Source organism: Helicobacter jaachi, from assembly GCF_000763135.2.
Lineage (GTDB): Bacteria > Campylobacterota > Campylobacteria > Campylobacterales > Helicobacteraceae > Helicobacter_C > Helicobacter_C jaachi.
On the sequence record NZ_JRPR02000010.1, the window covers coordinates 15,075 to 30,646 of the forward strand.

Genomic DNA, 15,572 nt, shown 5'->3' on the forward strand with positions numbered 1-15,572 from the left:
TTGAAGGAGGACTTTTATGGAATCCCATTTTGAACGCATTATCGCCCAAAATCGATTAAAAACTTACGCGGTTTTAGGCATTTATATCGTTATTTTTATCCTTATTGGCTTGCTTGCAGACATTATCCGCATCAATGCTAATAGCCTGCAGGAGGGCTTTTCTCTACTTTTAAGCTTTAATGAATTTCCCCTTATTACCTTTGGTATGGCGCTTGTGGCTTGCGGTATTGTAGCTTTTAGCATTGCGCAGTTTTCACGCATTATGCTAAGCGGCAATGAATATAAGCGCATTAATCCTAGTAATGTCCTCTCCCGCACAGAATCTATGCTCTATCGCAATTTGCAAGATTTATTAAAAAAAGCAAATCTCTCCTTTGAGCCAGCCCTTTACATCATCGAAGCGCCTTATATGAATGCCTTTGCAAGTGGGTGGAATGCCTCAAACTCCCTTATTGCCATTACTTCAGCGCTCATTGAGCGACTAAATGAAGATGAGATAAAAGCCGTTATGGCGCATGAGCTAAGTCATATACGACACGGCGATGTGCGGCTTACAATGTGTGTAGGGATTTTAAGCAATATTATGCTTTTGGGGGTGAATATTTTTGCCTTTTATTTTAGCTCTGCAAATTCACAAGGAGCAAGGGCAGCGCGAGGGATTTTGCTCATCTTGCAATTTATTTTGCCACTTTTCACACTTGTGCTTAGTCTATTTATTAGCCGCAATCGCGAATATATGGCAGATTCTGGTGCAGCGTATCTTATGGGCGATAGCGCGCCTATGATTAGGGCATTACAAAAAATTAGTCAAGATTATGCGCAAAATCGCTATGTGGAGCCAAACCCTACACGCGAAAATGCCTATCTCTTTGATATGGGCGAAGTCTTAAGCACGCACCCTAGCACACAAAATCGCATAAAAGCGCTGCTAGGGCAGCATTACTCATAATTTTTTACAAGGATATAACATGTCAGCACAACACCACTCAAACAACCACATAGATTCTATCCACGCAGATTCTGTAAGCACACTTATAGAATCTAGCACAGAATTTTTTAATATTTTGTGTCAAAATATCGGTGAAAATCCCACGCGCGAGGGATTATTGCGCACGCCAGAGCGTATGGCTCAAAGTCTATGCGATATGCTTAATGGCTACACCATAAGCCCCAAAGCCGCGCTTGGCAGTATTTTTAAAGATAATGTATGCGATGAAATGATAATTTTAAAAAAACTCCCCTTTTACTCTATATGCGAGCATCATCTTTTGCCTTTTTTTGGCACACTCTCCATTGCCTATATCCCCAATAAAAGCTTTGTGGGCATAAGCGGGCTGGCGCGTTTGGCAGAAATCTTTGCCCATCGCTTGCAAATTCAAGAGCAGCTCACCGCACAAATTGCAGATTCTATAATGTGCGAGCTTGACCCAAAGGGTGCAATTGTCGTATGCGAGGCGCGTCATCTCTGCCTTGAGATGAGGGGTAATCATAAGCAATCGCCTATTATTACTTCTGCGCTGCGGGGGAATTTTAAGGCAGATTCTAAAACACGCGCAGAATTTATGCAGCTCATTAAAGATTAGACAATTTATGCAAAAGTGCTTAAAAAGGGTATTGTTTTTGCTTAAAAAGTCGATATAGATTCTAAGGTAATTACCACACACAAGGAATGAGAGTATGAGAGTTACATTTGGCACTAAATACAACCAAATGAATTATTATCAAGGCACGATGCAAAGCAAGCTTATGGATATGAATACCAAAATTGCTTCAGGTTTAAAAATCCAATATGGTTACCAAGATAGCAGCGTATTTAATCAGAATCTAAAGCTTGAGTATGAAAAAATTAACCTCGACCAAGGTATTGATGTGGGCAATGACGCCTACACCGCTACGCTTAATACCGATAAGGCTCTAAGCGAGCTATCTCTAACCGCAGAGCAGTTTAATACAAAGCTCATTCAAGCGGCAAATGATATCCACTCCCCTACTTCGCGCGAGGCTATTGCTAGAGATTTAGAAAAACTAAAAGAACATATGATTAATATCGGTAATACCGCCATTGGCGGGGAGTTTCTCTTTGCAGGCAGTAATGTAAAAATCCGCCCCTTTGAGCCTGATGGCACATACAAAGGCAATAATGAAACCCTTGAAGCGCTCGTGAGTAATAATAATCCCATACCTTATAACATCACGGGGCAAGAGCTATTTTTTGGGCGAGATTCTGACCATCATAAAAGCATTACAACTAATATCCGCAAATTTAATCAAACTAAGCTTAATAATGACATTATGGACAGAATCCGCCGCGGCGATATCCCTGAAGAGGTGTATATCAAAGCTGGGGATACTTTGCGCGATTTACTTGGGGATAATGATAATGACACAAGCAATAATGGCAAAGAATATTTTTATTTGCGCGGTGTGCGCCCTGATGGCACAAGCTTCAAGAGTAAATTTGAATTTGATGTAGGCTATAAAAATGAAAAAAATGCCACAAAAGTGCAGGATTTGCTTGATAAAATAGGCAAAGAATTTGGCAATACAAGCAAAAATAAAGTCGTTGATGTGAGCTTAAATTTTTGGGGACAAATTGAGATTAAAAATTTAAAGCCCGGTAGCGCAAATTTGGATTTTAATCTTATTTCAAGCGATATGAATGTGGATAATGTCGATGAGCTGCCCTCACTTGGCGCGCGCGTTACAAGCTTTCAAAAAAGTCCATTTTTGGGCGAATTTTCGCAAAGTCATTTAAAGGCTATAAAAGATAATTATGACCATCGCAATCTCACTTTCCCCTCTACTCTGCTCACAAAGGAGAATTTCCCCGCTACGCTTACTACAAAGCTTAAAGATGTGTTAAGTGAAGATACAAAAACGCTCATCATCGGTGGCACACGCCCAAATCACGATGATGGGACTATTAATGAAGAGCCTATAGAATCTTTAAGCGTAAATGTCGATGATGATTTAGAGGTGCAAGATTTGCTTGCGATGATTAAAAATCACTTTGGTGGCAAGGTGGAGGGCGAAATTATACGCGGTGAGCTGGTGCTGCGCGATATGAATGTAACGCATAAAGATAGAGATATGATGGAGCCACCTTTTAATGGACCAAGCGGCTTTAGCCTGCATCTTACAACCCTTGATGATATCGGGCTAGAGACAAAGGGCATTAGGCGCGATTATCGCACAGAATATGACCAAGTGAGCTTTGAAAATCAAGGCTCAAAGCTCATTTCAAATGTCTCGCAGATTCTATCTAGCGGAATGGGCTATGCTAATGATGAGACAAAGCTCATAGAAGTGGCGGGCGGAAGTCTTGATGGGCAGACTTATCAATTAGTGCTTGATGACCACAATGGTATCCCTGTGAATGCAAGAATTGAGCTAAGTAACAAAGGCTCATATTTAGTGCTGCCTAATGCAGATTTTAATATTAATGACCCTAAATCACAGCTTGAGTTTCGTATCCCGCTCTATAATCCACACGATGAACCTCCAGCCATTACCATTAGCAAGGCTGATGATGTAACCTATCGTCAATTGCTTGATGCGATTAATATAGCACTTAATTATAGTAACCAACCTATGGAGCAATACAAAGCCGCAGAGGCTCAAAACAACGCTCCCACGCAAGATAATAAAACTGCCTATGAAGCGCTCTTAGAGCAGACAAAAGGACGAGTGAGTGCGTATCTTAGCAATGATGGGCGTATTGAAATACGCGATGAAATGCGCTCTGTATCGCGTATGAGATTTATGATTTATGATAATGCGAGCAATGATTTTAGCGAGCAGGGTATTCGCAACTATCGCTCTTCGCTTACTTTTAATGCCAATAATGCCCTCACCATAGACCAGCCCGATATAGATTTTTTCCGCTCGCTTGATGGCATTATTGAGGCAGTGAGGACAGGCGTATATCGCCCAGATGCGTTTGGCGAGGAATATACAGGCGAAATGCGCAATAAGGGCATTCAAAATGCTATTGAGCTTTTTGGGCATTTAAGCGACCATATTGAAAAGATGATTGCCCTAAATGGCGCGCATAGCCGCAGTTTTGAAAATGTAATACGACGCAATGAAGTATTGCGCGTGCAGATAGAATCTATTAAGAGCGATGTGATTGGCACAGATGTGGCGCAAACTTATAATCACTTTTCTAATCTTACAACTAATTACAATGCTGTGTTAGCCTCTACAAGCCGTATTAATCAAATGTCGTTGGTAAATTACCTATGATGTGCATTCCCATACTGCGATATAGCCATATTCGCGATATGCAAGATTCTCAAAGTGTATCGCTTGCAAATTTTGAAAAGCAGATTCAGTATTTGCAGAAAAAATCATTTCAATTCTTAAGCCTTGATGATATTTTTAGCATTAAAGCACAGAATGCACAGCTACCACATCGCTGTGTTATGCTTACTTTTGATGGCGCGTGGCGCGATATTTATATGAATGCTTATGAGATTTTGAAGCATTATTGGGTGAAGGCGGGATTGTTTGTCGTTACAGAATGGGTAGATGAAGCCTCAAAACTCACAAGCGAGTATGTCCCCACACCTCATAGTGAATGTAAAAATGCTCTCATTGCTAATCCGCGCAGTGTGATGTGTAATTGGGAAGAAATCCGCTCTATGCAAGATGTATTTAGCATTGGCTCAATGACACATACCTATCAATTTTCAAATATTGTCTCACTTTCATGGCATGAGGATTTTGAGCTTTCAAAGCGCCTTATTAAGCAGCATCTCAATGTAGAAACCAAACACCTCGCGTGGCCCGATGGAAACTATAATCAAGGCTTACTAAGGACGGCTAAAAGTATGGGCTATGAGGCATTTTACACTATGAGCGGCGGGCTTAATAAACTTACAGATAACAATGATGAGCTTAAACGCTATGATGTAAAAGATAATGTGTTTTGGTTCAAAAAGGTATTATTTGCCACTTCAAGCACAAGAAATTTTAGAATTGGCAAAATATTTTTATAATCTATGCTATAATCCAAAGCTAAATTTAAGTATTGAGAGGAATGGAAAATGAGAATCCTAGTCATTGAAGATGATGCCACCTTATGCAAAAATATCGCAGAAACACTCAATGAGCATAGCTATCAAACTGATGTTGCCGAGAATCTAAAAGATGGCGAATATTTTATCAGTATCCGCAATTATGATTTAGTGCTATCAGATTGGGATTTACCCGATGGCTGCGGGCTTGATATTATCTCACAAGTAAAAGAGAAATCCCCGCGCACACCTGTGATTATCATCTCTGCCAAGCATTCAGCCGAAAATGAAATTCGAGCTTTTAAGGAGGGCGCAGATGATTTTGTGCCTAAGCCTTTTAGCCCTGAAGTATTACTCATTAGAGTGCAGGCACGACTAAGATTCTGGGGGTCAAGCGTCATTGAAATTGAGGATTTAGTTATTAATCCCGATGAAGAGAAAATCACATACAAAGGGCAAGAAATTGAAGTAAAGGGCAAACCTTTTGAGGTGCTTACCCACTTAGCGCGCCACCGCGACCAAATCGTATCAAAAGAGCAGCTCCTTGATGCCATTTGGGAGGAGCCAGAGCTTGTAACGCCCAATGTCATTGAAGTAGCAATTAATCAAATTCGTCAAAAAATGGATAAACCTCTCAATATCGGCACTATCGAGACTGTGCGCCGCAGGGGCTATCGCTTCTGCTACCCCAAAAAGCCGAGCGAAAGCTAGATTTCAATCACTTTTAAGCCCTTGTGCAGTATAATGCGCCCGCTTCCTTGCAGACTTGTGCAATAGGCTTACGGAGCAACGCTTCAGGGTGGGAACACAGCAGAGCACTCTGTGAATCTGTGTGCCATAAGCACCTGCAGGGGAGTTATACTCCATTCTTAATTTTCACAATAGTTTTTAAATTTTTTAAGTTAGCGATTTTAAAAAAGTATTATTTTTAAGCATGAGAAAAAGGATTTATTATGTGGATTACTCGGCAGCTCACACCGAATTTTCGACAAGAATACACTATTGATACTAAGATTTTAGACTCGCGCAGCATGCATATTGTGGAGATTTTTAAAAGTGCTGATTTTAATGAAGTGGCAATGATTGATGAGACGCATTTGATGCTTCAAAAATATCTGTTTATAGAATCTGAATTGCTCGCCCACCTCCCCCTTTGCGTGATACCCAAACCAGAGCAAGTATTGCTTTTTGATAGCTTTAATCTTGAGATTGCTCATGAGTGCTTTAAGCACGAGGGAGTGCGGGTTGATTGCGTGCAGAGCGATAGAAAAAGCCTAGATTCACTTATGAGCTTCCTACCTCATTTTCATAAGGTTATGCAAAATGAACGCTTTAATCTCGTAGGGCAGGTCATGGATTTAGATATAAAAAAATATGATGTCATCATCGCAGATTCTTATATGAATAAACACCAAATCGATGGATTATCGCGTATGCTGACAAGTGAGGGCATACTCATTATCCGCAATCACCACCCTTTGCTAGAGGAGGCAGCATTCATAGAGCAGATGAGCGCGTGCGTGGATTTTTTTAATGTCATTATGCCTTTTTCACCGCATTTAAGCATTTTAAGCGACAAAAGCTATATTTTTGCCTCTAAGCGTTTCCACCCCTGCGCGGATATGTGCTTGCAAAAGATTGATTTGCTCCCACGCATGCGATATTATAATGATAAAATTCACGAAAGCGCCTTTGTGCTGCCGCATTTTTTATTTGAAAAAATTAAGCATATTGCGCGTTTTTAGGTGCTAGATGTTAAAGTATGCAATCGCACTCACAGGCACTATTGGCAGCGGGAAAAGCACGCTTGTAAGCCTTCTTTCGCTCTATGGTTATGAGAGCATTTGCGCAGATTCTATATCACACCAAATGCTAGAAGCCCACGGAAACGAAGTGATAGAATCTTTTGGCAATGAGATTGTTGAAAATGGCAAAATTAGTCGCAAAAAGCTTGGGAAAATCGTTTTTGCCAACCAACCCAAACGCGAAATACTCCAAAAAATCCTCCACCCCTATATCCAAAAAGAAATTCTTGCCCAAGCCCAGCGCCTTGAGCAAAAGCGCGTTTGGTATTTTCTAGATATTCCACTTTTTTTTGAAGTGGGTGGAAAAGATGTCTATCCTGTGGCGCGCTCTCTTGTGGTTTATACGCCTGCCAAAAAGGCTATTGAGCGCATTATGAAGCGCGATAATCTCACAGAGCAAGAGGCAAAGGCAAGATTAGCCATTCAGCTCCCCATTGAGCAAAAATGCCGCTTAGCTGATGATATTATCGGTAATGATGGCGATTTGCGCGCTTTGCAACAGCGCGTAGAATCTTACTTGCGCTCCCTCCCCACACACGCCAGCTAGGCTTAGTATGCGCTTTGTCAAATATAGCAGCAATGGCAATGACTTTCTCATCACCACCACTCACACGCTCAATGATAGCTCCCGCGCGCAGCTAGCCCAGCGCGTTTGCGAGCGGCACAATGGCATCGGCGCTGATGGTATGGTGGTGGTTATCCCCACACATAACACGCCCTATAGCTATCAATGGGATTTTTATAATGCCGATGGCTCGCTCGCAGCTATGTGTGGTAACGCAAGCCGTAGTGTGGGGCATTACGCCTATATGGAGGGTATTGCGCCAAAACAGCATAGTTTTCTTACGCAAGCGGGTATCATACGTATTCACATTGATGAGCAGCGCGATACTTTGGTGCAGAGCGATTTGGGCGCGTATAAAATACTTGAGGAGCATATTATAGAATCTAATCCTTATGGCGTGGATTCTTGGGCATTGCTTGATAGTGGAGTGCCGCATTTGGTAGGTTTTGTAAAGGATAGAAAGGCGCTAACTTACAAAAAAGATACACTCTTAGCGCATTTAAGGCAGGCATATAATGCTAATATCAATCTTGCCTTTGCAGATACGGATAAAATTTTTTATATGACTTATGAACGCGGTGTGGAGGATATTACAGAGGCTTGCGGGACAGGCGCGGCGGCTGTATTTGCCCTAGCATTAAATAATCAATTATGTCAAAATCCTACAACGCTTATCCCGCCAAGTAACGAGCCTCTAACGCTCGCTATGAGTGAGCATAATCATATTTTACTTCAAGGCGAAGTAAAGCGCATAGCCCTCTGCGAGTGGCTTTGAGGTCCTTACTTTTTTAGATTCTATAAATCACGCATTAAACCACCCAAATGAGCTTTTGCCCGTGTCAAGTTTAGCAATAGAATCTATATCGCTTTTATCAAGTGTGAAGTCAAAAATGTTAAGATTTTCGCGCATTCGCTCAATCTTGCTAGTCTTTGGAATGACGCTCACACCGCGGCTCACAAGGTAGTTTAGCCCCACTTGCGCCGCACTCTTATTATGCTTTTTGCCAATTTTTAGTAGCACCTCGTTATTAAAAAAGTCGTTTTTGCCCTTTGAAAAGGGACTCCACGCCTGCAAGCGCACGCCATGCGCCTCTAGCACGCCCTGATACTCGCGCCGCTGGAAAAACACATGCGTTTCAAGCTGATTTACTACAGGCTTAATCTCGCAGGTTTTGATAAAATCCAAAAACGCACTTTGCGAGAAGTTTGAAAGCCCAAGAGAGCGCACTTTTCCCGCCTTATGCGCCTCCTGCATAGCCCGCCACATATCTTTTGAATTTTCAAACTCGCGATGCAGCAGCAGCAAGTCAATATAGCCCAAATCAAGCTTTTTTAGCCGCACATCAATCTCTTTTTTGCACTCCGCATAGGTCATATTGTTGCTAAGTTTTGTAGTGACAAAAATGCGTTCGCGCGCGATATTTTGTGCCTTTAAGCCCCGTTTTAAACCCTTGCCAACCTCGCTTTCATTCGCATACATTTGAGCGGTATCAAAGAGCCTATAGCCCACGCTTAGCGCATCTTGCATCGCCTGCACGCACGCACTATCGCGCAAATCATAAGTGCCAAGCCCCACAAGCGGCATACTTAAGCCATTATTTAGCGTTATAGCGTGGTTAGATTCTGTAATTTTAGAATCTTTTGCGTTAGAACTTTGTGTTTTAGAATCTTTTTTAGAATCTTGCGTTTTAGAATCTGCCCCAAACATCTGCCCACCAAACGCCCCAAAACACGCCACTCCGCCAACCAATGCCGCCATTTTACTAGAATCTTTTAAAAACTCTCGCCTATTGCGCGCTGTGTTTATAGAATCTGAATGCTTATCCATAAGTCCTCCTTGGAAATTTTATGAGCCAAGATGGCAAAATAGCCAATCGATATAATTTTGGGATTATAAATCATTATGAAATATCACAAGTTAATGCTATGTCCAATGCCCTTAAAAATAAAGTTATAAGTTATTTTATAAATAAACTTGACATTAAATGACTAAACTTATATAATATCATTTCTATAAAACTTAAGGAGTTTCCTATGAATTTATTTGATAAACTCACCAACCAAATGCGAGAATCCCTTGATAGTGCTGCCTCTCTTGCTATACATTCGGGGAATCAAGAAATCACCCCAGCCCATGTGTATTGGGCGCTTTTAACCAATCATCAAAGCGTGCTTAATCAAGCGTTAAATAAAATGAATATCGATAAAGCCGCTATCGAGCTTGCTGCGCGCAGTGAAGTGGATAAACTGCCAAAAAGTTCCAATGTCGCTAAAGAAAATCTAAATATTAGCAAAGAACTCTCCAATGCGCTAAATTTAGCGCAAGGCGAAGCCACTAAAAATGGCGATAGTTTTGTTGCGGTGGATATGTTTTTGATTGCCAATATTAAAGAGCCAACTTTCAATGCGCTTTTCAAGCCATTTTTGGATATTACAGAGCTTAAAAAGACTTTGATTGCGCTGCGTGGGGAAACAAAGATAGAATCTCAAAGCGGCGATGATAATTTAGAATCTCTAAGCAAATTTGGCATTGATTTGACACAAAAAGCCCTAGAAAATACCCTAGACCCGGTCATTGGGCGCGATGATGAGATTAATGCGATGATGCAAATTCTTATTCGTAAAAGTAAAAATAATCCCATTCTCTTAGGCGAACCCGGTGTGGGTAAAACCGCTGTGGTGGAGGGTTTAGCCCAACGAATTGTGGCAAAAACTGTGCCTATAAGCTTGCAAAACAAACGACTAATAGCTCTTGATATGAGCGCGCTTATCGCAGGTGCAAAGTATCGGGGCGAGTTTGAGGAGCGGCTTAAGAATGTGGTTGATGAAGTTAAAAAATCAGGCAATGTTATTTTGTTTATTGATGAAATTCACACTATCGTAGGTGCAGGCGCGAGTGAGGGCAGTATGGACGCGGCAAATATTTTAAAGCCAGCCCTTGCGCGTGGCGAGCTGCACACCATTGGTGCGACTACTTTAAAAGAATATCGCAAGTATTTTGAAAAAGATGCTGCACTTACAAGGAGATTTCAGCCCATTAGCGTAAATGAGCCAAGTATTAATGAGGCTTTGCAAATCTTGCGCGGCATTAAGCCTAATTTAGAAGCTCATCATAATGTAAATATCACAGACGCCGCGCTTGTGGCTGCTGCAAAACTATCTAGCCGCTACATTACGGATAGATTTTTGCCTGATAAAGCCATTGATTTAATCGATGAAGCCGCAGCGGAATTAAAAATGCAAATAGAATCTGAACCGCTAGAGCTAAGTAAAATTAAAAAGCATATTGCCAATCTTGAAGTAGAAAAGCAAGCGCTTAATATGGAAAAAAATAACGCCAATGAGGCGCGCGTACTTGAAATTGATAAAGAATTAGAGAATCTGCGTGAAGAGAGAGTAGCGCTGGAGGGGAAATTTGAGCAAGAAAAGAGCGTTTTTACCAACATCGCCTCGCTTAAAGCCGAGCTTGATAGTCTAAAAAGAGAATCTGAACTCGCTAAGCGCAGTGGGGATTATAATAAAGCCGCAGAAATTGATTATGGCAAAATCCCTCAAATCCAAAGCCAAGAAGAAGCCCTGCAAAAGCAATGGGAGGATATGCAAAGTCATGGCACTTTACTTAAAAATGCCGTTACTCAAGAGAGTATTGCTGGCATTGTGAGCCGCTGGAGTGGCATACCTGTGAAAAAAATGCTCCAAAGTCAAAAGGAGCGTATCCTTGATATAGAATCTGAACTTGAAAAAAGCGTAGTGGGACAAGATGATGCCATAAAAGCCATTGCACGCGTAATTAAACGCAATAAAGCGGGATTAAGCGACGCTACTCGCCCTATTGGCAGCTTTTTATTTTTAGGTCCAACTGGCGTGGGTAAAACGCAATGCGCGAAAACTTTGGCAGAATTCCTCTTTGATAATGCCAAATCGCTGGTGCGCATTGATATGAGCGAATATATGGAAAAGCACGCTGTGAGCAGGCTTGTGGGCGCACCACCGGGCTATGTAGGCTATGAGGAAGGTGGCGTGCTGACCGAAGCCATTAGACGCAGACCCTATAGCATTGTGCTATTTGATGAAGTGGAGAAAGCTCACCCAGATGTGTTTAATATCCTCTTGCAAGTGCTTGATGATGGGCGATTGACCGATAGTAAGGGCGTGAGCGTGGATTTTACTAATACTATTATTATTTTAACAAGCAATATTGCTAGTGATAAAATTATGGAGTTAAGCGATAAAGAGGAGCGGCAAAAGGCTGTCAAAGACGCGCTTAAAAACTATTTCAAGCCTGAATTTTTAAATCGCCTTGATGATGTGGTGATATTTAATCCGCTAGGGCTTGACGAAATCACAAAAATTGTGGATATTATGTTTGCAAGCCTTGCTAAAAGGGCGCATGAGAAAGGCATTAGCATTACGCTAAGTCAAGAGGCAAAAGAATATATCGCAGAAGTGGGCTTTGATAGCGTATATGGCGCGCGCCCGCTTAAGAGGGCATTATATGAGGAAGTCGAGGATAGGCTGGCTGATTTAATCTTGCGCGATGAAGTAAAAGATGGCGATAGTGTGAATTTCACGCTAGAAAAGGGCAAAATCTGCGCCAAAGTCAAACACAAAAGCAAAGGGGAAAAATAAGGGGATAATATGAAGCAAAGCCCTACAAGAATGTATAGGGCTTTAAACAAAAGGACAGATGTGAAAAATTTAGCTAGATTCTATAATTCCGCGCTGTTGCTTTTTTTAACAAAAAGCCGCGCGCATCTTACAAATGTAAGCAAAGCTCACATTTGCGCCTAAAGTATAAAGTTATAATCTGCTTACGCAGCTTATCAACTTGTTTTTTAAGGCTAGATTCTATAATTCCGCGCTGTTGCTTTTTATAAAAAGCCGCGCGGTCTTGTTTGCTGGCAAGTAAATTGCCCTCAAACGCCTAAAGTATAAAGTTATAGCTGCTTTAAGCATCTATCAACTTATTTTTAAAGGTTAGATTCTATAATATTACAGAATCTAGCTCCCAACTTTATATCTTAAAAGCCAAATGTATAGCGCAAGCCCACATTGTATGTGCGATGAGCGGTGGCTTTCATATTTGCACCTTCTATATCTATATCATAAAGTGTAGTTTTCACAAAAGGCACGCGTGCGGCAAGCTCAATACCATGTGCTTTAGCGAATACACCTCTTAAACCTACATTAAGTGCTGCATCAAAGCCTGTTGTAGATACTTTTTTACCTGTGCCATCAAGCCCCTCTTTAAGTATGTCAATAGTTTTTCCACTCCAAGAGTTCGCACCTAGCCCAATACCTAAAAATACGCCAAAATCCATATCTGCAGATGTGACAAAATTATAGAGCGCATCTACATTCACACCATAATTAATATTATTGAGCGTTGTGCTGCCTAGGTCTGGGTCTGTTTGCTTTAATTTTGAATTATTAAAATCTATGTTTGCATAGTAGCGCAAGCCAAAGCTTTCTGTAAAAAATTGCTTATAACCTGCGATTAAGCCATAATTGAGACCAGCCTTTGAGAGGTTCTCATCGTGTCCGCCAGCACCGCTAAAACTCTCTTTCATCGTAGTGCTTCCATACCCAATGCCCACACCTACAAATGCACCGCTTTCCTCTGCTATAAGCGCACTGCTTGTTAGAGCCAATGCCGCTACCGAACTTACTAACAACTTTTTCATTGTTACTCCTTAAGAATGTAAAAATATTATGCTCTTACGCATATCTTTACATTCTACCCCCCCCCCCCATATTTACCTTAAAGTCAAGGTAAATATTATGTAAAGTATATGTTAAATGTAAAATAATGTAACAGATTTTACATTTGCTCTCAAATCGCCCCAGTTATAGAATCTAGCGACAAAAGTGGCGGCTAGATTCTATAGATTTACAGAATCTGCAAGCCATTTTTAAGTCTGCATCATTAGCCAATGCATTAAAAAATTTTTGCTACACTGCCGCGACTATAGAGATTTTAGAACCTAAAAGGATATAGCGTGAAAAAATATGTAGTTGGAGTAGTTGGAGCAAGCGGAGCTGTGGGAGAGGAGATTTTTAAAGTCTTGGAGGAGAAAAAATTCCCGGTGGCTAAGGTCGTTCCGCTAGCAAGTGAAAGAAGTGTAGGCAAAGAGATTGAGTTTAACGCGCAAACTTATAAGATTGCTAAAACCACTCATAATGTCTTTGCAGATGAGGGGATAGAAATAGCCTTTTTTTCAGCGGGAGGAAGTGTGAGCGCGGAGTTTGCCCCTAGTGCGGCAAAGGCTGGGGCGGTGGTGATTGACAATACAAGCCACTTTCGTATGGATAATGATGTGCCTCTTGTCGTGCCTGAAGTGAATGCGGAGGATATCGCGCTATGGCGCAAGAAAGGCATTATCGCTAATCCTAATTGCTCTACTATTCAAATGGTGCATGTGCTAGCCCCCCTGCATAAGGAATTTGGTATCAAGCGAGTAGATGTAAGTACCTATCAAGCGGCAAGCGGAGCGGGCAAAAGCGGTATGGAAGAGCTTGTTATGCAAATGCAGGCGTTTTTTGCCTTTAAGCTTGATGAGGCAGAAACGAGAGTATTTCCCCACCGCCTAGCGCTTAATGTGATACCCCATATTGATATTTTTATGCCCAATGACTACACGAAAGAAGAAATGAAAATGGTCAATGAGACCAATAAAATTATGCATTCAAACTTTGCGGTGAGCGCTACATGCGTGCGTGTTCCGGTTTTGCGCAGCCATAGTGAATCTATAAGCATTTGCTTTGAACGCGAAGTGAATGCGCAAGAAGTGCGCAAGATTCTAAGTCAATCGCCTAGCGTCGTGCTGTGCGACAAACCACAGGAAAAAATGTATCCTATGCCCATAATGGTGAGCGAAACAGACCAAACTTATGTGGGGCGCGTGAGGGAGGATAATTTTGATAAGCATATTTTGCACTTATGGTGCGTAGCAGACCAAATCCGCGTAGGAGCGGCAACAAATGCGGTAAGAATTGCGCAAAAATGGGCGGAAATGCAATGATTTTTATCGATGCATGTTTTAGGAAACCCACGCCATACACGCCTATATGGCTTATGCGACAGGCAGGCAGGTATCTAGCTGAATACAAACAAACGCGCGCAAAAGCCGGAGGCTTTTTAGACTTGTGCCAAAATGTATCGCTTGCCACAGAGGTAACGCTCCAACCTATTGAAATCCTTGATGTCGATGCGGCGATACTTTTTAGCGATATTTTGGTTGTGCCTTTGGAAATGGGATTGCCTTTAGAATTTTTAGCAGGTGAAGGACCGCACTTTAGGCGCACAATTAGCACAATGAGTGATGTTGTCACACTTAAAAAAGGCGCGCACAAACATTTAGACTATGTCTATGACGCAGTGAGTTCTATCCGCGCTAAACTGCCTAAAGATAAGGCACTCATCGGTTTTAGCGGCTCTCCTTGGACTTTGGCAACTTATATGATTGAGGGCTGTGGGAGCAAAACTTATGCTAAAAGTAAGGCTATGCTCTATAAAGAGCCACGCATTCTCACTTCGCTGCTAGAAGTGCTTACAGAGGAGCTAAAGCACTATCTTGAAGGGCAAATACGCGCTGGAGCAAATGCGGTGCAAATTTTTGATAGCTGGGCAAATGCGCTTGAATGCGAAGCCTACATCAAGTTTAGCTGGCATTATATGAAAGAAATTGCCTCCTATCTTAAGCGCAAATATCCACACATACCGGTTTTGCTTTTCCCTAAGGGCATTGCTGGATATTTGGATAAGATTAATGGGGATTTTGATGTATTTGGCGTGGATTGGAGCACGCCTATGGAGCTAGCCAAGCAAACACTTGGGCGTAAGTATGTCTTGCAAGGCAATCTTGAGCCATCGCGACTTTATGATTTAGATTCTATGCAAAGGGGCGTTGATGAGATATTGTCTGTTATGGGCAAGCAGGCAGGGCATATCTTTAACCTAGGGCATGGTATGCTTCCTGATTTGCCTCGTGAGAATGCTATTGCGCTTGTGCAAATGGTCAAGGACAAAACGCGGCGGTAAGTCTAGATTCTATAAATTACAGAATCTACATGGCAGAATCTAGATTCTATAACCCACAGAATCTAAAACCTCTTCTTATTCACATCATCTAATATATCTTTAGCTACAGTATCTACTCTTTTAGAAATCTCTGCACTAGAGTT

General features: G+C 41.6%; 13 protein-coding genes and 1 other RNA gene. 12 read left to right on the forward strand and 2 right to left on the reverse strand.

What is annotated here, in order from left to right; genetic code table 11:
• Positions 1–16: 16 nt before the first annotated feature.
• The 9 genes from htpX (at position 17) to dapF (ending at position 8,163) form a co-directional block, all read left to right on the forward strand.
• Entirely contained in the window at positions 17–949 is a 933-nt protein-coding gene (htpX, locus tag LS71_RS08495) for a zinc metalloprotease HtpX (RefSeq protein ID WP_034355253.1), read from the forward strand.
• 19 nt (positions 950–968) lie between these two features.
• Complete coding sequence (gene folE, locus LS71_RS08500; RefSeq protein ID WP_081946275.1) at positions 969–1,583, forward strand: GTP cyclohydrolase I FolE; 615 nt, start codon at positions 969–971, stop codon at positions 1,581–1,583.
• 94 nt (positions 1,584–1,677) lie between these two features.
• A complete protein-coding gene (flgL, locus tag LS71_RS08505) occupies positions 1,678–4,245 on the forward strand; it encodes a flagellar hook-associated protein FlgL (RefSeq protein ID WP_034355249.1) in 2,568 nt (855 codons plus the stop codon).
• On the forward strand, positions 4,242–5,000 hold the full coding sequence (locus LS71_RS08510; RefSeq protein WP_034355245.1) for a polysaccharide deacetylase family protein: 759 nt from the start codon (positions 4,242–4,244) through the stop codon (positions 4,998–5,000). Before flgL ends, LS71_RS08510 begins: the two co-directional genes overlap by 4 nt.
• A 48-nt stretch (positions 5,001–5,048) precedes the next feature.
• Positions 5,049–5,729: a homeostatic response regulator transcription factor HsrA gene (gene hsrA / locus LS71_RS08515; protein ID WP_034355243.1), complete on the forward strand. Its 681-nt coding sequence runs from the start codon at positions 5,049–5,051 to the stop codon at positions 5,727–5,729.
• A gap of 46 nt (positions 5,730–5,775) precedes the next feature.
• Positions 5,776–5,873, forward strand: an RNA gene (ffs, locus tag LS71_RS08520) — signal recognition particle sRNA small type.
• Positions 5,874–5,971: 98 nt separating this feature from the next.
• A complete protein-coding gene (locus tag LS71_RS08525; RefSeq protein WP_034355239.1) occupies positions 5,972–6,763 on the forward strand; it encodes a spermidine synthase in 792 nt (263 codons plus the stop codon).
• A gap of 7 nt (positions 6,764–6,770) precedes the next feature.
• A complete protein-coding gene (gene coaE / locus LS71_RS08530; RefSeq protein ID WP_034355237.1) occupies positions 6,771–7,370 on the forward strand; it encodes a dephospho-CoA kinase in 600 nt (199 codons plus the stop codon).
• A gap of 7 nt (positions 7,371–7,377) precedes the next feature.
• The gene (gene dapF / locus LS71_RS08535; RefSeq protein ID WP_034355234.1) at positions 7,378–8,163 is read left to right on the forward strand and encodes a diaminopimelate epimerase; all 786 of its coding nucleotides are present in this window, start codon (positions 7,378–7,380) and stop codon (positions 8,161–8,163) included.
• Between the two features lie 27 nt (positions 8,164–8,190).
• Here dapF and LS71_RS08540 read toward each other — a convergent pair whose 3' ends face one another.
• The gene (locus tag LS71_RS08540) at positions 8,191–9,216 is read right to left on the reverse strand and encodes an aldo/keto reductase (RefSeq protein ID WP_081946274.1); all 1,026 of its coding nucleotides are present in this window, start codon (positions 9,214–9,216) and stop codon (positions 8,191–8,193) included.
• A 206-nt stretch (positions 9,217–9,422) separates the two neighbouring features.
• Between LS71_RS08540 and LS71_RS08545 the strand changes: the two genes are divergently transcribed.
• A complete protein-coding gene (locus tag LS71_RS08545) occupies positions 9,423–12,017 on the forward strand; it encodes an ATP-dependent Clp protease ATP-binding subunit (RefSeq protein WP_034355231.1) in 2,595 nt (864 codons plus the stop codon).
• Positions 12,018–12,409: 392 nt separating this feature from the next.
• On the opposite strand, the gene LS71_RS08550 is transcribed toward LS71_RS08545, so the two are convergent.
• Positions 12,410–13,072 carry an outer membrane protein gene (locus LS71_RS08550; RefSeq protein ID WP_034357034.1) on the reverse strand — a complete coding sequence of 221 codons (663 nt, stop codon included), beginning with the start codon at positions 13,070–13,072 and terminating at the stop codon, positions 12,410–12,412.
• 315 nt (positions 13,073–13,387) lie between these two features.
• Here LS71_RS08550 and LS71_RS08555 point away from each other — a divergent pair, with 315 nt between their 5' ends.
• A complete protein-coding gene (locus tag LS71_RS08555; RefSeq protein WP_034357037.1) occupies positions 13,388–14,410 on the forward strand; it encodes an aspartate-semialdehyde dehydrogenase in 1,023 nt (340 codons plus the stop codon).
• Positions 14,407–15,429: a uroporphyrinogen decarboxylase gene (gene hemE, locus LS71_RS08560; RefSeq protein ID WP_034357040.1), complete on the forward strand. Its 1,023-nt coding sequence runs from the start codon at positions 14,407–14,409 to the stop codon at positions 15,427–15,429. Before LS71_RS08555 ends, hemE begins: the two co-directional genes overlap by 4 nt.
• Positions 15,430–15,572: the final 143 nt, after the last annotated feature.